This is a genomic window from Streptomyces sp. NPDC004134 (assembly GCF_042874195.1).
Lineage (GTDB): Bacteria > Actinomycetota > Actinomycetes > Streptomycetales > Streptomycetaceae > Streptomyces.
On record NZ_JBIAMS010000006.1, the window covers coordinates 46,407 to 63,906 of the forward strand.

Annotated in this window: 12 protein-coding genes; 1 reads left to right on the plus strand and 11 read right to left on the minus strand. The window is 76.2% G+C overall.

Annotated elements, in window-relative coordinates; genetic code table 11:
- Nucleotides 1-7: 7 nt before the first annotated feature.
- From ACFYVJ_RS10515 to ACFYVJ_RS10530, 4 genes are all read right to left on the minus strand, one after another.
- A complete protein-coding gene (locus ACFYVJ_RS10515) occupies nt 8-937 on the minus strand; it encodes a 3-oxoacyl-[acyl-carrier-protein] synthase III C-terminal domain-containing protein (protein WP_388888722.1) in 930 nt (309 codons plus the stop codon).
- Nucleotides 934-6,111 (minus strand): SDR family NAD(P)-dependent oxidoreductase, encoded by a 5,178-nt coding sequence (locus ACFYVJ_RS10520; protein ID WP_388888725.1) that lies wholly within the window; start codon nt 6,109-6,111, stop codon nt 934-936. Before ACFYVJ_RS10520 ends, ACFYVJ_RS10515 begins: the two co-directional genes overlap by 4 nt.
- The gene (locus ACFYVJ_RS10525) at nt 6,104-7,666 is read right to left on the minus strand and encodes an acyltransferase domain-containing protein (RefSeq protein WP_388888729.1); all 1,563 of its coding nucleotides are present in this window, start codon (nt 7,664-7,666) and stop codon (nt 6,104-6,106) included. The genes ACFYVJ_RS10520 and ACFYVJ_RS10525 overlap by 8 nt, the downstream gene beginning before the upstream one ends.
- Nucleotides 7,667-7,756: 90 nt before the next feature.
- Nucleotides 7,757-8,398, minus strand: a complete 642-nt coding sequence (locus ACFYVJ_RS10530) for an HAD-IA family hydrolase (RefSeq protein WP_388888732.1) — start codon at nt 8,396-8,398, stop codon at nt 7,757-7,759.
- Between the two features lie 473 nt (nt 8,399-8,871).
- Here ACFYVJ_RS10530 and ACFYVJ_RS10535 point away from each other — a divergent pair, with 473 nt between their 5' ends.
- Nucleotides 8,872-9,378, plus strand: a complete 507-nt coding sequence (locus tag ACFYVJ_RS10535) for a DUF4188 domain-containing protein (protein ID WP_388888735.1) — start codon at nt 8,872-8,874, stop codon at nt 9,376-9,378.
- A gap of 27 nt (nt 9,379-9,405) precedes the next feature.
- On the opposite strand, the gene ACFYVJ_RS10540 is transcribed toward ACFYVJ_RS10535, so the two are convergent.
- The 7 genes from ACFYVJ_RS10540 to ACFYVJ_RS10570 are packed head-to-tail and all read right to left on the minus strand — an operon-like array spanning nt 9,406 to nt 17,206.
- Nucleotides 9,406-10,293 carry a 4'-phosphopantetheinyl transferase family protein gene (locus ACFYVJ_RS10540; protein ID WP_388888739.1) on the minus strand — a complete coding sequence of 296 codons (888 nt, stop codon included), beginning with the start codon at nt 10,291-10,293 and terminating at the stop codon, nt 9,406-9,408.
- 60 nt (nt 10,294-10,353) lie between these two features.
- Nucleotides 10,354-11,508 carry an MFS transporter gene (locus tag ACFYVJ_RS10545; RefSeq protein WP_388889340.1) on the minus strand — a complete coding sequence of 385 codons (1,155 nt, stop codon included), beginning with the start codon at nt 11,506-11,508 and terminating at the stop codon, nt 10,354-10,356.
- Nucleotides 11,509-11,510: 2 nt separating this feature from the next.
- Nucleotides 11,511-12,038 (minus strand): GNAT family N-acetyltransferase, encoded by a 528-nt coding sequence (locus ACFYVJ_RS10550; RefSeq protein WP_388888742.1) that lies wholly within the window; start codon nt 12,036-12,038, stop codon nt 11,511-11,513.
- Nucleotides 12,001-13,284, minus strand: coding sequence for a type III PLP-dependent enzyme (locus ACFYVJ_RS10555; protein ID WP_388888745.1), 1,284 nt, complete (start codon nt 13,282-13,284; stop codon nt 12,001-12,003). The genes ACFYVJ_RS10550 and ACFYVJ_RS10555 overlap by 38 nt, the downstream gene beginning before the upstream one ends.
- Nucleotides 13,227-14,540 carry a DUF6271 family protein gene (locus ACFYVJ_RS10560; RefSeq protein ID WP_388888749.1) on the minus strand — a complete coding sequence of 438 codons (1,314 nt, stop codon included), beginning with the start codon at nt 14,538-14,540 and terminating at the stop codon, nt 13,227-13,229. Before ACFYVJ_RS10560 ends, ACFYVJ_RS10555 begins: the two co-directional genes overlap by 58 nt.
- Nucleotides 14,522-15,628: a phytanoyl-CoA dioxygenase family protein gene (locus ACFYVJ_RS10565; protein WP_388888751.1), complete on the minus strand. Its 1,107-nt coding sequence runs from the start codon at nt 15,626-15,628 to the stop codon at nt 14,522-14,524. The genes ACFYVJ_RS10560 and ACFYVJ_RS10565 overlap by 19 nt, the downstream gene beginning before the upstream one ends.
- A gap of 39 nt (nt 15,629-15,667) precedes the next feature.
- Nucleotides 15,668-17,206: a glycoside hydrolase family 3 protein gene (locus tag ACFYVJ_RS10570; protein WP_388888755.1), complete on the minus strand. Its 1,539-nt coding sequence runs from the start codon at nt 17,204-17,206 to the stop codon at nt 15,668-15,670.
- Nucleotides 17,207-17,500: the final 294 nt, after the last annotated feature.

A 17,500-nucleotide genomic window follows, 5' to 3' on the forward strand; every position in this document is an offset into this window, starting at 1 on the left:
CCCACCGTCAGTGGCGGAACACCGCGGCCGCGAAGGTGGCGCCGAGCCCCACCGCGGCCATCAGGTAGCAGTCGCCCTCGCGGAGCCGGCCGGCGTCGCGCAGGGTCACGTAGTTGATGAAGGAGTCGGCGCCGAAGCAGTGCCCGAGCGCGGCGACGTTGTCCAGGCAGATGCGCGAGCGCGGGAAGTCCAGGAGCTGCGCGGCCTTGGCCCAGGAGATGCGGTTGACGTTGTGCGGCAGGATCCACGCCAGGTCCTCCAGTGAGATCCCGGCCGCGGCCACCGCCTCACGGATCACGGTCGTCAGGCGCTCCGCGTAGCGCCGCTCGAACTCCTCGCCGCGCGGCGGCGGGAGCTTCACGTCGTGGTACTCGCCGAAGGTGCGGGTGACGTAGCTGCGCAGCACGTCGCCGCCGCCGCCCGCCGAGACCAGGCAGGCGGCCGAGGACTCGCCCATCACGGTGGTGCCCGGGATGAGCTGGGCGGTGGGCCAGTCGGCCTTCTCGCCCGCGACGACGAGCGCCAGCGCGCCGGGGTCGCCGTCCTCGGCGAGGAGCCGCCCGGCGAGGTCCACGGCGGCGAGTCCCGAGGAGCACGCCTGCTGGGTGACGGTGAAGACGGCGGCGTGTCCGAGGCCGAGTTCGTCGGCGGCGTCGTGCACGGCGTTCTGCGAGGCGCGGGAGCCGATGGGGATGGTGCGGGCGCTGACGACGTACGACACACGGTGCTCGTTGCCCGGGAGCGCGGTCAGCTCGCGGGCGGCGGCCACCGTCATCTCGCGCAGTCCCGCGCCGGGCGACATGCGGACGTCGCGGAGGCCGAAGTAGCGGTGGAACAGGGCGAGGTCGCGGTCGCCGACGCCGAGGCGGGGGGCGAGGTCGGCGATGGGCACCGACACGGGCGCGATGTGGGCGGCCACGTCGTACAGGGCGGTCATCGGGCGCTCCTTCCGGCGGCGGTACGGGACGGGGGCGGCGGGCCGGGGTCCCGCCGCGGCTCCGCGGGGCGGGGGGCGAGCGTCGCCGCGGCCCGTTTGTCGCGGGTCGCGAGCCCGGTGAAGGCGAACAGCACCCTGCCCCCGTCACCGACCGCCTCGCAGCGCGCGACGGTGCCGTCGGCGGCGGTGCGGTGGCGCAGGTCTACCGGGGCGGGGGCCTCGGCGAGCACGGCGTCGTTGCCGGGGGCGAAGAGGTCGAACCGGTCGATGCGGACGGGCACGGGGACGGGCACGGCGGCTGCTTCGGCGGCGGTGGCTTCGGCGGCGGTGGCGGCGGCGGTGGCCCGGAGGAGGCTGTCCATGGCCAGCGCGGGCAGGAGGAAGTCCCGTAGCGGGCCGAGGTGTCCGGGGGCCGGCAGGTGCAGTTGCGCGGAGCCGCCGGCGGGGCCCGTACGGAGTTCGCGGAGCGAGTCGAACACGCCGCGGAGCAGGACCGGGGAACCGGCGAGCGCGTAGGCGTCGCGGGCGGGCACGAGGCCGTCCGCGGCGGGCCCGGGGGCGGGCGGTGGACCGTACGAGGCGTCGAGGAGGACCGTCATCCGGCTGTACTCCTGCGCCGGGATGGGCCCCCTGGGCGGGCCGGCGACGACCACCCGGACACGTCCTGCCGACTCCGCCCGGGCGGTGACCACCAGCCGCCGCGGCCACTGCTCGTCCGCCGCGCGCACGAACCGCGCGAACACCGCGTCCACGATCGCCACCGGCCGTCCGGCACCGGCCGCGGCGGCGGCCTCGGCGGCGATCTCCATGATGAACGTCCCCGGCAGGGTGGGCCGTCGGTCCACCCGGTGGTCGCGCAGGTACCCGTGATCGTCCAGCCCGAGGCACACCTCCCAGGCCGTGCCGCCGCCTTCCGCGGGCGCGCCTGGCCCGTGGACGAAGGCCCCCGCGGGGGGCGCCGGCGGCGCGCCCGCGGCGCGCAGCTCCGGCGCGGCGGCGGCGAGCATGCGCCACTCGGTCTCCCCGAGCCACACGGAGGTGCGGGCGCCGCCGCCGCGGTGCAGGAGCTCGGTGCGGAAGTAGCGGCGGCCGAGGGCGTCGTCGAGGTGGGTGAAGTTGTCCTCGCGGGCGAGGTACGCGTCCTGGACCTGGGTGTGCGTCACCATTCCGCTCTCGGTCCACAGGCCGGAGACCAGGGCGTGCACGTCGGCGCCCGTGGTGGCGCGGGCGTGGGCGGCGGCGTGGGCGAGGAACTCGTTGGCGGAGATGTAGTCGGCCTCGCCGGGCCGGGCCACGACGGTGGTGACCGAGCTGATCGCCAGCCACAGCGCGGGGTCGTGGGCGGCGAAGGCGGCGCGGAGGTGGAGCCAGCCGCGTACCTTCACGTCCCGTACGGCCCGGAACTCCGCGGGCGTCTTGCGCCGCAGCGCCGTGGCCCGCTCGACGCCGGCGCCGTGCACGACGACGTCGGCGCCCCCGGCCGCGGCGATCTCGGCGGCCACGGCCCGCAGCGCGGCGGGGTCGAGCACGTCGCACTGCCGGTAGTGCACGCGGTCGGCGCCGTAGCGGGCGGCGAGCCGGCGGAGGGTGCGGCCGCGCTCGGCGGCTTGCAGCGCCCGGTTGTGGCGGCGGTTCAGCTCGGCGAGCTTCGCACCGGGGTGCTCGGCCATCAGCCGCCGCAGGGCGGCGGCCCGGTCGGCGGGGGGTTCCGCGGGGTCCCCGGGGCCGGGGGCGGGTCCGGAGCCGAGCAGCCAGATCGCGGCGGGGCGGGACAGCCCGGCGAGCTGGTCGACGAGTTCGGCGGTGATGCCCCGGCCGCCGCCGGTGGCGACGACGACGGGCGATCGCGGCAGCGGGGCGGCGGCGGGCCGCTCGCCGGCGGGCGCGAGCACGGCTTCCGCCCGTACGCCGCGGCGGTGGTGGGCGACGCCGAGATGCCGCTCGACGGCGGACTCCCGGTGCAGCAGGTCGAGACCGGCGGCGAGGTCCGGGACGTCGGCCACGACGGCGTAGACGAGTGCGCCCGGCAGATCGGCACCGAGCGCCCGTACGAGCCCGGTGAAGAGCCCGGTCGCGGGGCCGGGCGCGGGCGCGCCGGGGTCGAGGACGAGGACGGCGAAGGACCCGCGGGTGCCGAGGGGTTCGGCAAGGAGGTGCGCGGCGGCGAAGGCGAGGTCGTGCAGTTCGAGGGCGGCGGCGGGGAGGGCGTCGCCCGGCAGGGCGGCGGGCCGGGGAGCGCCCGACGGCCGGTGGATGCCGTGAGCCGCGGACGCCGCGTGCGCCGGGGCGGGTTCGCCGCCCGGCGGCACCGCGGGCGGGTGCGCCACTCCCCCGGGTGGGACGGCGTCGCCGTCCGCCGCCCTCGGCACGGACACGCGCCCCGGCGCCGCGTCCGCCGCGGCACCCGGGCGGTGCGACGTGTCGAAGAGGACGCGTACGTGGCGGAGGCCGCGGCCCGCCAGGATGCCGGCCAGGTCCTCCGGGGCGTCGAGTACGTGGACGTCCGGTGCCGGCGCCGGGTGCGCGGCGCGCGGCGCCGCGACGGCGCAGCCGGGCGGCAGTTCGAGACCGGCCAGCGCCTCCGGGGCGTTGGTCAGCACCAGGGAGTCCGGCGGGAGCGCGGGCAGCGCGGGGCGCACCTCGGGGCGGTCCAGGCGCTTCAGGCGCAGGACGTACGGGCGCAGGTCGCCGAGCCGGTCCGGCGCCGCGGGCGACTCCGGTGCGTAGGTGAGCGCGGGGGTGCCAGGCAGGACCGGGGTCAGCTCGGCCGCCGCGTCGTTCGCGCGCACGGCGCGGTGCAGGGCGACGAGCCCTTCGGCGGCGTGGAAGTACGGCACCGTCTCCGCCGTGCCGGCGCTCGACGCGGCGAGGGGGCGGTCGGCCGCCGGCCGCGGCGCCGCAGCCCGGCATGCGCCGGGCACGGCACCCGGCCCGCCGGCCACCGCCGGCTCCTCCGCCGCGGCCGTACCGTCGACTCCGCGGATGTCCGCTCCCGCCCCCGCCGGCGGCGAGACCCGCAACTCCCCCAGCACCCGCAGTCCCCGCGCCTCCGCCTCCTCCCGGCGCATCAGGACCGCCGCTGCCGCCGTCTCCGTCGTGATCCCGCCCGCCGGTGGCGTCACCATCTCCGCCGCCGCCGTCGTGCCGATCACCACCGCCGCGGACAGCCCGCCCGTCGCGAGGTGGCGGCAGGCCGCCGCCAGGGCCGCGTGGGAGGAGTCGGGGCCTGCGTCCAGGGTCATGTTCGGGCCGTGCAGGTCGAGGAGCTGGGCCACGCGGGAGGCGATGATGTTGGGCATCAGCCCCGGCAGGGAGTCGCTGTTGCTCGCGGGTGCCAGCGCCCGTACGCCCGCCGCCAGCGCGGACACGTCCCCCTCCGCCCGCGCCCCGATGTCGTCCAGGTACGCCCGCAGCGTGCACGCCAGCGCCTGCCGCACCTGACCGCTGTGGCCGACGAACACTCCCGTACTGGCGAGGAGTTCGGGATCCTCCCACCCGGACCGCAGCTCCAGCGCGCACCGCAGCGCCATGAGCTGGCTGCGGTCCAGCCGCTCCAGCACCGCGGGCGGCAGCCGCACCTCCAGCGGCGCGGGCGCCGGGAACGACGCGCCGAAGACCGGGGCCGGCGACGGCGGCTCCAGGGCCGTCGTCGCCACGACCACGACCGGTGCCGCCTCCGCGGCCGCGGAGGCGGCGGGGCCCGGGCGGTCGCTGACGACGACGTGCGCGTTCGTGCCGCCGAAGCCCATCGCCGAGGCCCCCGCCGTACGGGCCCGGCCCGCCGACGGCCGCCACGGCAGGGTCCGTACGGGAACGGTGGCCGCGCCCGCGATCGGTTCCGTGTGGAGGTGCTGCGCGGGGATCGCCTCGTGGCGGAGCGCGAGCAGCGCGTGGATGACGTTGACCGCGCCCGCCGCCCAGCCGGTGTGGCCGATCAGCGACTTGTTCGACGTCAGCGTCCACCGCCTGCCGGGCGCCGCGGCGGCCAGCGCCTGGAGCTCCGCCTGGTCGCCGGCGGCGGTGCCGGTCGCGTGGGCGACGATCCAGTCGACGTCCCCGGGCCCGACGCCGGCCGCCGCCCAGGCCCGTTCGAGGGCGATCCGCTGCCCGGCGGGGTTCGGCGCGTACACCGCCTTGCCGCGCCCGTCGGACGAGCCGCCGAAGCCGCGGACGAAGCCCAGGACCGGATCGCCGTCGGCGAGGGCGCGCGCGTACGTCTTGAGCGCCACGACCGCGGCGCCGTCCGAGAACAGCACGCCGTCCGCGCCGCGGTCCAGCGAGCGCACGCGGCCGCCCCTGGCCAGCCCGTCGAGCTTCGCGAACAGCACCATGGTCTGGGCGTTGACGGAGTACGTGCCGCCGCAGAGTGCGACGTCCGCGCGGCCCTCGCGCAGCGCGCGCATGCCGAAGTCGAAGCTGTAGAGGGACGAGGAGCAGGCCGTGTCGACGACGACGGTCTCCACCGGGTCCGTGATGCCGGCGAGCGCGTCGCGCACGACGCGGTACGGCGCGGTGTCGGCGAGGTCGGGCGAGCCGGCCGGGTAGAGCGCGGCCAGCGGGTCCGGATCGGCGGCCGCCGGCCCGGCGAGCAGCCGGGCGCCGTGCCGCAGGAGGCTGTGCTCGGCGGCGTGGCCGCCGTCCGCGGTCATGCCGACGGCGGCGAAGGTGCGCGTACCGGCGCCGAGACGCACCCCGTCGAGCGCCTGGAGGACACTGTGCCGCAGCCAGCAGCCGCTCGGTTCGCGCTGCGGGGCGCGGCCTGCGGCGAGTTCGGCGCGCAGCCGCGGGTGGGGGCGCAGGTCGTGGATGAAGCCGGAGGTGCGGGTGTACGTCTTGTCCGGCGCGGCCGGGTCCGCGGACCACAGCGCGTCGATGTCCATGCGGTCCCCGGGCTCGCCGAACTGCGGTACGCGGTCGCGCAGGAGGTCCCACAGCTCGTCGGGCGAGCCGGCGCCCGGCACGGCCAGGCCCATGCCGACGGCGACGATCGCGCCGGGGTCGACGGGTTCACCGGCCGCGAGCGACGGCAGGGAGCCCGCGGTCGTCACGGCGGCGTCCAGGCCGCGCGCCCGCAGCGCGGCCGCGGCGGCTTCGGCGGCGGCGCGGTCGGCGGCGGCGGCCGCGACGCGGTAGCGCGGCGGGCGGGGAGCGCCGTCCCCGGTGCCGTCAGCCATCGGCCCGTACGGCGGTGGGGGCGGTGGTGCGGCCGGTCTCGTCGATGAGGCGGGCGAGGCCGCCGAGGGTGGACTGCAGCGCGAAGCGGGTGTCGTCGGCCACGTGGTGGAGCCCGAAGCGGTCGATCAGCGTGCTCAGCACCTCCATGCGCTTGAGCGAGTCGATGCCGAGGTCGCCTTCGAGGTCGGCGTCGGGGTCCATGGCTTCGACGGGGTACCCGAGCCGGTCGGCGTAGACCTGCTGAAGCGCGGCGAGCACGTCTGGGCCTGCGGCGGGCCCCGCGGGTGCAGGCGCGGGTACGGGGCCGGGCCCGGCCGCGGCAGAACCGGGTGGCACGGCCCCGGTGGGGGGTGCGGAAGAGGCGGCCGGGTCCGCCGCCCCGCCGGACTCCGTCGCACGTACGGGTGCGGGACCGGGGACTCGCGCCGCGGGCCGGGCCGCCGCGGGATCCGGCGCCACGGGCGCCGTCGCGGGTACGTGCACGGGGGCGGGCTCCGCCGCCGGTACCGCCGCCGCGGGCAACTCCCGCGCCGCGGGCGCCGGGACCGCCGCCCGCGCACCGGGGTCGGGCGCCGGAGGCGCCAGAGGCGCCGGCGGCATCGCGACCGGTGCCGCGGTCCCCTCCCCCGTACCCGTCGCGAGCCATCTGTCCGCCGTCTGCGCCCCGCAGCCCGCCGCCTGCCGCACCAGCTCCCCCAGTCCCGCGCGGCCGCACTCCACCACCGACTCCAGCCCGTACGTCTGCAACTCGCGCAGCGCGGCGAGGAAGTCGACGGGCCGGGTCATCTGCGCGACCAGCGACGCCTTCACGTCGGTGTCGTCCGTGACGAGTCCGCCGAGGGCCGGCGAGTACAGGCGGCGCTGCGCCGGGCGCTCGGGGATGTCCTCGATCGCCGCCGCGAACCCGGCCTGGGCGGTGGCCAGCAGCGGGTTGTGGAACGGGTACGGCGCGGTGAGCCGGACGGCCCGTACGCCGAGGACGTCGGCGAGCGCGGCGAGGCGGCCGAGGGCGTCCCCCGGTCCTGAGACGACCACGTGCCGCGGCGCGTTGACGACGGCGAGCCGGGCGCCCGGCAGCTCCGCGGCGGCGAGCAGCGCGGTGGCGCGGCGGGCGGGCAGGGTGAGGGCGAGCATGCCGCCGGTGCCGGCCGCGCCGTGATCCAGGGCGCGGGCGCGGTGGGCGGCGATGCGGGCACCGTCCGCGGCGGTGAAGCAGCCGGCGTGGGCGGCGGCGGCCATCTCGCCCATGCTGTGGCCGAGTACGACGTCGGCGGGCGCGCGCAGGTCGACCTCGCGGGCGTACACGAGCGCCGCCGCGTAGATCGCGAGCTGGAGTGCGAACGGGTCGGTCTCGGCGAGCCGGCGGCCGTCCGCGGCATCGGCGCCGGCGCCGGCGTCGGTGAGCAGCGGCGAGACCGGGGCGTGGCCGAACTCGGCGGCGACTCCGTCGACGACGGCCAGCAGCTCGGCGACCGGGGCGCTTACCGGCCCGGCGAACGCGCCGGGCCGGTAAGCGCCCTGGCCCGGCAGCAGCAGTGCGGTTCTGAGGTCCATCTCCGCCTCCCCTTCGCGTGGCGTGAGAACGGCAGCCGTGACCGCGGCCCCCGTCGGCACGGGGGGCGGCATGTACGGCTGGGTGGTGGGTCAGTCGGCGGTGACGGAGAGGGCGCCGAGGCCCGCGATCCGGTGGCCGTGGACGGGGCCCGGCGGTCCCGCGACCGCGAGCGCGGGCATGCCCGCGGCGCGGGCGGCGCGCAGGCCGACGTCGGCGTCCTCGATCACGAGGCAGTACGACGGGGGTGCGCCGACGCGGGCGGCGGCGGTCAGATACCCCTCGGGGCTGGGCTTGCCCGCGGTGACGTCCTCGGCGCAGACCAGGACGTCGGGCAGCGGTAGTCCGGCCGCCGCCATGCGGCTGCGGGCGACGCTCCGGGTCGCGGAGGTCACCAGCCCCCAGCGGCGCGCGGGCAGGGCGTCGAGCAGCCGCGGGGCGCCGGGTGCGGCGCGGACGCCGGCGGCGTCGGTGCAGGACAGGTGGTCGAACCAGGCCAGCTCGGCGTGCGGGTCGGCGTGCGGGGCCAGTTCGCGGATGACGTCGATGTCGCGGCGCCCGTGGGAGGCGCGTATGACCTTCTCGGGATCGAGGGAATGGCGCCTCGCCCACATGCGGGTGTGGCGGTCCATTGCGGCCGCGGATTCCACGAGTGTGCCGTCCATGTCGAACAGCAGGGCGTGGACGTCGAGCGAGCGTGTCCTGCCGGGGTCGCCGACATCGCGGAATCCCACATTCAGCAGTGAATGCGTCCTGTTCGCACCCGCCTTGGGGGTTTCTGTGAACAACTTGCCGGTAACCTTCCCCGCCCGCGCGGGCAAGGGCGCTGCGCCTTCGTCGAGTTCGTTGCCGTTTCTTCCCGGCTGTTGCGCGGAGTCCACCGGAATCTCCACGCGGGCCGCCTTCCACATAAGTACCTGTCCGTTCGGGTGCATGATGAACTTCAGGCCGTGCAGCGAGGGTTATGTGGTGCCGTGTCCAGAGCGTGACGAACAGTAGTCGGGCGGTGACCGGAGGCCAACGCACGTTCGGTTCTTCGTTCGAGCGAGCGTCATCGTACATGCAATCCGTTGGTCTGAACCATTCTTTTTTCGCAAAATATTTGCCGGACATGTCCGCACTCGGGGGGCAACAGCGGATGTTGGCCTATTAGGCACCTCAACTGCCCCCTGTACAGGGGATGTTGCCCGGGGGTGGACGCTCTACGATGACGGCGACCGGCTCGGCGAGCGCGACGACCCCCGGAAAGGACCCGGACGACATGGCGCGGATAGAGCAGGGCAGGGTGAATGTCGACACCGGCCATGGATTCGTGCTCTTCCTGGTGGGAATGCGGATCAATTACCTCTGGAAGGTGCACAGGTGGTGGCCGGCGTTCACCGCGATGCCGAAGCTGCTGGGGGAACTCGGCGAGGATCCGGAACTCGGGCTGCTGGGCAGCAGAATGAGCCGCAGAGGGCGTACGATCACGGTCGTGCAGTACTGGCGTTCCGCCGCGCACATCGAGGAATTCTCGAAATCACAGGAACACCGGCACAGGGCGTACTGGAAGTGGTTCAACCGCGCCGTCGGCAGCGGCGGGGACGTCGGCATCTGGCACGAGCTGTACCACGTGCGGCCGGGATCCTACGAGGCCCGCTATATCAACATGCCGGAATTCGGGCTCGGTGCCGCTTTCGGCGTGGAACCGGGCCGCAGAGCCGAACCGGAATGAACCCGGACGGCTGCGGGCGGCACCGGATCAGGGTAATTCGGCGCCGCGTTCGCGCATTTCGAGGGCGGTGTCCACGGCGTTGTCCACGGCGCCCGCGGACGCCACGGCCAGCGCCCCCGTGTGGCCGTTCCCCGGCGCCAGATCGACCAGGTGCCAGCCCGGCACGCCGGTGGAGACGTCGTCCGCGTCGAGGGCCCGGCCGAGGCCCACGCCGAGCCCTTTGAGGTACGCCTCCTTGCGCGTCCACAGCCGCGTGAACGCGGCGGAGCGCAGCGCCTCGGGCGCCGTCCGCACCACCGCGCGCTCCGCCGGGTGCAGCCGCTCCACCAGGCCCGGCTCGGGCGGCGCGGCCCTGACCGGCTCCACGTCGACGCCCACCCGGCCGGGGGCGACGGCGACGAGCACCAGCCCGCCGCCGTGCGAGAGGGAGAACTCCGGGCCGTCCGCGGGCCGTTCGAGCACCGGCCGGCCGTGCGGGCCGCCGCACCGGGGGCAGGCGCTCCGGCCGAAGCGGAGCGCCGCGGGCGCGGTGCCGGTCAGCTCGCCCAGTAGCCTGCGCAGCTCGGCGTGGGCGACGCCGTAGCGGATCCGGTCGGCCCGGCGCAGGAAGCTCGCGTGCCGCTGCCGCTCGGCGTCGTCGAGCGCCGCCAGGTCCGGTTCGGCGCCGGGCCCGGCGTCGAACGCCCAGACCCGCGCGCCTCCGGGCAGCCCCGGCGGCGCGGCGGCGCCGGGCGTGACCCGTACGCCCGCGAACGCACCGCCGGGCGCGTCCGCGACCCGCACCGCCGCCCCGGGCCCGCCCGCGGCCGCGCCGGCGCCGCCCGCAACCGCAGCCCCAGCCCCCGCCGCCCGGGCCGCTTCCCCGGGTACGCCCCAGCCCCGCTCCGGCGGCCGGCCTCGCGCGTGCTCCGCCATCGCCGTCTCACCCCCGTTTCGAACAGCCCCTCCGCGCAGCCCCGTTCGCGCCCCCGGCACTCAGGCGCTGCTCAGCGCAGGCCAGCGTATACGCGTCGTACACAGCGAGACGAGCAGCGCGGACGCGGCGACGGCGGCCATGCCCCACGCCAGCCCGGCCGCACCCGCGATGAAGCCGATCAGCGCGGGCCCGCCCAGCAGCCCCGTGGTGCCCATCGACGCCACCAGGGACAGCGCGTCGGGCCCCTCCCGGGCCGCCGCGACGTACACGCAGGGCGTCACGGCCGCGACGCCCAGCCCCACGCACGCGAACCCGAGGAGCGCCGGCACCACCCCGCCCGCGAGGACCGCGAGGGCGAGGCCCGTGCCGGCCAGCGCGCTGCCGAGCCTGACCACGGTGCCGTCGCCCCAGCGGGTGCGCCAGCCGTCGGCGAAGAGCCGGGCGACGACCATCATCACGGAGACCACCGCGATGCCCAGCGGCGCGATCTCCGGGGCCGCGTCGGCGACGTCCTCCAGGTAGAGCGTCGACCAGTCGTTCATGGCGCCCTCGGTGATCGTGCCGAAGGCCATCGCGCACCCCATCCACAGCGTGACGCGCGACGGCAGCCGCCGGCGGCGCCGCTCCTTCTCCGGCTGTCGGAAGCCGTCCTCGGCGGGCAGCCCGGTGCGGGCGACGGCGAGCAGCGCGAGGAGCAGCACCGCGGCCACCGCGAAGTGCGCGGCCATCTCCCCGGTCGCGGTCTGGACGGCGGACGCCAGCAGCGCGGCGGCCAGCGACCCGGCGCTGAAGGTGGCGTGCATCTTCGCCATCACCGTGCGCCCGTGGATCTTCTCCAGCGCGGCGCCCTGGGCGTTCATCGCCACGTTCAGGCAGCCCACGGCGACGCCGTCGGCCGCGACGACGACCAGCGCGACCGGGTATCCGGGCGCGGCGGCGAACGCTGGCAGGAACAGCAGCAGGGCGCCGGCCGAGGCGAACGCGAGCCGCTTGGCCCCCATCGCCTTCATGAGGTGGGCGACCAGCGGGAAGGAGGCCGCCGCGCCCGCGCCGCAGGCCATGAGCAGCAGCCCCAGCTCGGTCGCCGTCAGGTCCAGTTCGTCCTTGACCCGCGGCAGCCGGGACACCCAGGTGACGTACTGGAAGCCCAGGAAGCAGAAGAGCGCCGCGATGGCCACCTGGGCGCGGCGGAATTCGTCGCGTATCCGCGGCATCGTCACCGGCCCGCTTCCCTGGACATGTAGACCGCCCACGGGCCGTAGCCGGCCGGGGGTGCCACGTCGTAGTGCGGGCGGTAGCCGCGGCGGGTCCAGAACGCCGCGGTGCCGGCGACGGCGACGAGGGAGATCCGGCGGAACCGCCGGGCGCGGGCGGTGGCGTCGAGCCGGGCGAGCAGGCGCCCCGCGAGCCCGGTGCCGCGCAGGTGCTCGGCCACGACGATGTCGTGCAGGTGCAGGTTGTCGGTCGCGTGCCGGGACTCCTCCGCGTCGCGCAGGTCGGGGCAGCGGAACTCCGGGTAGGGCAGCGCCAGTAAGTAGCCCTCCGGGGCGCCGTCGGCGTCGAGGACGAAGCAGGTGCCGGGCGAGGCCCGGCCGCGGGACTCCAGGGCCGCCCGGCCCTCGGCGAGCGCCCGGTCGGCGTACGTGCGGTCCTCCAGCGCGGCGATGGCGCCCCAGTCGTGGGCGGCGATGTGCCGGACGCGCACGTCAGCCGGCGCGCAGGCAGGTGTGCGGTAGCGGGCCATAACCGTTGAACCCCCGGGTCATGTAACTGACGGCGTACGCGCCGCTGGAGAGGATCCACACCGGATCCCCGGACGCGGCCGCCCTGGGCACCTGCACCGGTACGCGGCCCTCCGCGACGACGTCGTCGCTGTCGCAGGTGGGTCCGGCGACGACCGCCGGCACCAGCTCCGCGGCGGCGCCGTGGGAGGGGAACACCAGCGGGTACTGCAACTGGTCGACCTCGTAGAGGCCGTTGAACTTGCCGCAGCTCAGGAAGAGCCAGTAGCCCCGCCCGCCGTCCGGTTGCCGGCGCGAGGAGAGCCGCGCGACGTGCGCCCTGATCGCACCGTGGTCGGCGACCAGGTGACGGCCCGGCTCGACGACGAAGCGCAGCGGGTCGCGGGCCGCGGCGCGCAGCCGCGCCATGCCGGCGCGGATCGCCGCGAACGTCTCGTCCAGCTCCGGCACCAGCGGCCGGCCGCGCAGGTCGCGGTAGCCGAGCGCGGGCAGGCCGCCGCCGAGGTTGACGTGGTCGAGGTGGATGCCGCGCCGGGCCAGGGCCGCCAGCACGTCCGCGAAGGTGTCGAAGGCGCGGCGCCACGCCGCGGCCGTCATCTGCTGGGAGCCGACGTGCACGGAGAGGCCGGAGGGGGTGAGCCCCGCGGCCCGCGCCCCGGCGAGCACCCGCACCGCCTCCTCGGGCGTGCAGCCGAACTTCCGGCTGAGCCCCCACAGCGCGCCCTCGCCGGTGGTGGCGAGCCGGCAGAACACCCGTGCGCCGGGGGCGAGTGCGGCGATGGCGAGGACGTCCTCGGGGCTGTCGGTGGCGAAGTCGCGGACGCCGAGGCGGTGCGCGGCGAGGATGCCGCGGTCGGACTTGACGGTGTTGCCGTAGTGGATACGGGCCGCGGGCGCGCCGGCGCCGAGCGCCTGCGCGACCTCGCCGGGGCTGGCGGCGTCGAATCCGGCGCCCTTCTGCGCGAGCCGGGCCAGCACCTCGTCGACGGGGCACGCCTTCATCGCGAACCTGACGTCGGCGCCGGGCAGCCGGCGCCGCAGCTCGTCGTAGCGCTCCTCGATGCCGGGCAGGTCGTAGATGATCCGGTCGTCGTCGGCGGCGGCGAGTGCCGCGCGCAGCCGCTCGGTCACGGCGGCGGTGGTCGCGGGGGGCGCCGGCGGGGCCGGCCGGGCGGGCCGTACCGCCGCGGTCACCGGGCGGTCCCCGGCACGTCCGTCGCCGCGCACGCCCGTACCAGCGGCTCCCACGCGGCGATCAGCAGCGCGAAGTCGGCCATGTCGCGGGCTGCCTCGTCCAGCAGGTCGGGGCCGCGGGCGGCCAGCACGCCGGCGAACTCCGCGTATCTGCCGCCGAGCTTGCGGTACGCGATCTCCAGGGCCGTCAGCCGCATGACGTTCTCGTCGCGGTCGAGCCGGGCGCTGCGCGCGACCGGTTCGCCGACGGCGGCGGCGCGCGGGCGGTGCCGGTCGTCGAGGAGCGCGGCGCCGGCGGCGGCGAGTTCGCCGTAGACGACGTTGAAGTACCGCATCGACAGCAGGAACTTGGCGAACCGCATCTGGTAGGCGGTGAAGCCGGCGCCGGTCTTCCGCTCGCCGGTGTGGTAGTTGACGATGTGCCGGTTGTGCAGGACGCCGGGCAGGGTGGCGTCGTGGACGAGGTGGAGGAGGAAGTAGTCGCTGCCGATCGTGTCGGTGGCGGGCGGCAGCGGTACGGCCTCGTACACGCCGCGGTGGAAGGCGACGTTGCACATGTCGACGCGCATCGGGTCGACGGCGCCGAGGACGGCGTGGTCGCCGCCGAACGCCTCGGTGCCCGCGCCCTTGAAGGACTCCTCGACCAGCGCCCGCTTGTCCTCCTCGGGCCAGTGCGGCGGCGCCCAGAGGCTCACGACGTCGTGGTAGACGGCGGGGTCGAGGTCGTGGATCTCCGCGATGTCGACGGACATCTCGCCGACGAAGGAGGCGCCGACGAGCGAGACGGGCTTGTGGGCGTGCAGCGGGTCCAGCGCGTCGGCGTCGACCCGGCGGGCCGCGTCGGCGGCGGGCAGCCCGAGGGTGGCGAGTTCGTGGTGGACCGGGAAGACGGGCCGGCCGCCGGCGGTCTGGTAGCGGCTGTCGGAGTCCCGGCGGTGCACCGAGCGGCAGCCGAGGGCGGCGGCGAGGAGGAACGCGCGGTCGGTGCAGGCGCCGTAGGAGACGGCGTCGGGCAGCAGCAGGCGCAGCAGCTTCTCCGCGCCCGCGACCCGGGCGCGGCGGAGCACGGCGGCGAGGAACGTACGCTGCTCGGCCTCGCCGAGGTGGTGCACGACGACCCCCGGCACCCGGGGCAGCCCGGCGACCGCGGCGGCGTGGCCCTCGCGGTCGCGGGCGGCGGCGGAGTCGAGGATCAGGAAGTGCACCTCGGCGCCGAAGTGGGCGGCGGCGTGGACGGCTTCCTCGTGGACGGCGGCGATGGCCGCCGCGCAGGCGCGGTTCGTGGGCAGCGTCAGGCAGATGCGTGCCACGGCTCCCCCGTCCGCTCCGGCTCCGCCGCGGCCCGGCCCCCGGCGGTGCCGCCGGGGGCGGCGTCGGGCGCGGGCCCGCGCCAGGAGTCGAGCCCGAGGAGCTTGCGGCCGAGGCCGGTCAGCGCGGCGGGGCCGTAGCGCTCGGACTCGTGCCGCCGGGAGTCGCCGAGCAGGGTGGCGTTCCAGTCGGGGGTGCTCAGGGTGCGCCAGGACTCGACGCGCGAGCGGCGCAGCCGCTCGTGCTCCTCCAGGGCGGGCATCATCGAGAGGTACTGCACGGCGCGTACGCCGTTTTCCGAGGCGTTCGCGGCGACGCCGTGGGCCAGCAGCCCGTTCCAGATCAGCAGGTCGCCGGCGGCCAGTTCCGGGCGTACGACGGGGAACTCGGCCCGGTCGGTGTCCGGCCGGATCGGGTCGCGGTCCGCGGGCTGGCCGAGCTTCCACTTCTCGAAGTCGCGGAACAGCTCGGGCGCGCACTGGAAGCCGCCGTGGTCGGGACGGGTGTCGTTGAGCGCGATGATGCCCTGCACGCGCTGCGGGAGGACGGCGAGGGTGGTGTCGACGTCCCAGTGCAGCTCGATGTCGAAGCCGGTGTCGGTGGGCTCGATGAGGGTGCGGCTGCGGTTGCCGACGTTGGGCGGGTTGAGGTTCAGCCGGTCGAGCGTCACCCACAGCTCGTCGCAGTCCCAGACGTCGGCGAACGCGTCGTAGACGCGGCGGGTCTGGCGGCTGTCCCAGATCAACTGGTGCTGGTACGCCTCGACGAAGCCGTAGACGTGCAGGTCGCGGTCGAGGTCGGAGCGGAACTCGCGGTCCTCGTACCAGGTCTCGGGGCGGTCGGGGTCCAGGCCCTGGAAGTCCCAGGCGAAGTCGAGCAGCAGGGCGGCGGCTGCCGCCGGTATCGCTTCCCTGACCACGACGTAGCCGTAGGTCTGCCAGTGGGCGTGGTCCTCGTCGGACAGCACGCGCAGGGGGCGGGACTTGCGGATGTCGCGTAAGGGGGTGCGGGCGAGGTAGGACTCGCCGTCGGCGCTGAAGTACGGGGTGTCGGAAGCGGCACGGTAAAGGTACGGGCCGGGGTCGGGCATGGAACGTCCTCCAGAAGTGGAACTCGTTGCGTGCTGCCGTCACACCGCGCCGGTGAGCACCTCGGCGGCGGCGATGCCGGAGACGCGCGTGGCCCCGTGGGTCGACAGGTGCACGGCGCCGAGCCGGTCCTCGGCGGGCAGCCCCATCTCGACGACGAGCGCGTCGGGCCGGCGCCGCAGCAGGTCGGCCAGGGCCTGCCACATCCACGGGTGGCGGGCGGCGTCGCGGACGACGACGACCAGCTCCCGGCCGTCGGCCGGGCGCAGCGCCCGGCCGTCGAGCACGTCCGCGGCGCCGGCCGCGCCGGTCAGCTCGGACTCGCCGATGCGCACCGAGGTGGTGCCGGGGCGCAGGGCGCGCAGCGGTTCGGCGACGCCCCAGGGCGTACGGCCGTCGATGGCGAGGCTGGTGACGGGCGAGAACTCGACGACGTGCGGATCGCCGGCGAGCGGGAAGCGGGCCGGGCCCGCCGGGTCGTGGTGGACCCGGACGGCGCGGCGGGCGGCGACGAGGCCGATCTCGTGGTCGGAGCCGTCGCCGCCGCGGGGGTCGCCGGCCGGGACGCCGCGGGTCAGCGCGGCGGACCAGGCGGCGAACTCGTGCACCCGGGCGGCGGCTTCCGCGAGCCGCTCTTCGGGCAGGCTGCCGTCGCGCACGGCGGCGACGATGGCGTCGGTCAGGCCGGTGGTGACGGACTCCTCGGCGTTCTCGCCGCCGACGCAGACGGCGTCGACGCCGCCGGCGAGCGCGCGGACGGTGGCGCCGTCGATGCCGTACAGGTCGGAGACGGCGCCCATCTCGATGCCGTCGGTGACGACGAGGCCGGTGAAGCCGAGTTCGTCGCGCAGCAGGTCGCGGATGATGCGGGGGCTGAGGGTGGCGGGGAGGGTGTCGTCGTAGGCGGGGATGAGCATGTGCGCCGTCATGACGGTGCGTACGCCCGCCTCCATGGCGGCGGTGAACGGCGGCAGCGCGGTGCGGGCGATCTCGCGGGCGTCGGCGGCGACGTGCGGCAGGCCGTGGTGGGAGTCGACGCTGGTGTCGCCGTGGCCGGGGAAGTGCTTGGCGCAGGCGGCGACGCCGGCGGACTGCAGTCCGCGGATCCAGGCGGCGGTGTGCCGGCAGACGAGGTCGGTGCGGGCGCCGAAGGAGCGGACGCCGATGACGGGGTTCTTGGGGTTGGAGTTGACGTCGGCGGAGGGGGCGTAGTTGAGCGAGACGCCCATGGCGTGCAGTTGGCGGCCGATGTCGTACGCGACCTGCTCGGTCAGCTCGACGTCGTCGACGGCGCCGAGGGCGAGGTTGCCGGGGCGGGTGGCGCCGGTGCCGGCCTCGATCCTGGTGACGTCGCCGGCCTCCTCGTCGATGGCGATGATCAGGCCGGGGTTCTCGGCGCGCAGCTCGGCGGTGAGGGCGGCCACCTGCTCGGGGTGGACGATGTTGCGGCCGAACAGGACCACGGACGCCAGGCCCTCGCCGATTCTGCGGCGCAGCCAGTCGGGCGCGGTCGTGCCCACGAACCCCGGCTGGAGAACCGAGTTGGCAAGCCGGGCGAGTTCGGGGTTGTTGGCTGCCATGGAGACCTCCGCGGGAGCAGGGGCGGGACGGCGGCCGCGGCGGACTGCGGGGCCGGGCGCGCGACGGGTGCGAGTGGAGTGGAAGGCGGGTCGGAACGGGCTGACGTGGCGAGGAGATACTTGGTACAGACCAATGCCGGATACTGGCCTATACCAATCGGGAGTGTCAAGGAAGTCCGCGATCCGGGCGGAGGCGGAACGCCCTGCTCCGCAACGGTCGGCGGCCGGGGGCCGACCTGCGGGTGGCCTGCGGACCACGCTCCGGCGGGGCGGTGCATGGGCGCGCTCCCGGCC

Excerpts from the sequence above, each read along its gene's own strand:
- ACFYVJ_RS10565 (WP_388888751.1), bottom strand. The coding sequence starts at position 15,628 with ATGCCCGACCCCGGCCCGTACCTTTACCGTGCCGCTTCCGACACCCCG.
- ACFYVJ_RS10525 (WP_388888729.1), bottom strand. The coding sequence starts at position 7,666 with ATGGACCTCAGAACCGCACTGCTGCTGCCGGGCCAGGGCGCTTACCGG.
- ACFYVJ_RS10545 (WP_388889340.1), bottom strand. The coding sequence starts at position 11,508 with ATGCCGCGGATACGCGACGAATTCCGCCGCGCCCAGGTGGCCATCGCG.
- ACFYVJ_RS10570 (WP_388888755.1), bottom strand. The coding sequence starts at position 17,206 with ATGGCAGCCAACAACCCCGAACTCGCCCGGCTTGCCAACTCGGTTCTC.
- ACFYVJ_RS10550 (WP_388888742.1), bottom strand. The coding sequence starts at position 12,038 with ATGGCCCGCTACCGCACACCTGCCTGCGCGCCGGCTGACGTGCGCGTC.
- ACFYVJ_RS10515 (WP_388888722.1), bottom strand. The coding sequence starts at position 937 with ATGACCGCCCTGTACGACGTGGCCGCCCACATCGCGCCCGTGTCGGTG.
- ACFYVJ_RS10540 (WP_388888739.1), bottom strand. The coding sequence starts at position 10,293 with ATGGCGGAGCACGCGCGAGGCCGGCCGCCGGAGCGGGGCTGGGGCGTA.
- ACFYVJ_RS10520 (WP_388888725.1), bottom strand. The coding sequence starts at position 6,111 with ATGGCTGACGGCACCGGGGACGGCGCTCCCCGCCCGCCGCGCTACCGC.
- ACFYVJ_RS10535 (WP_388888735.1), top strand. The coding sequence starts at position 8,872 with ATGACGGCGACCGGCTCGGCGAGCGCGACGACCCCCGGAAAGGACCCG.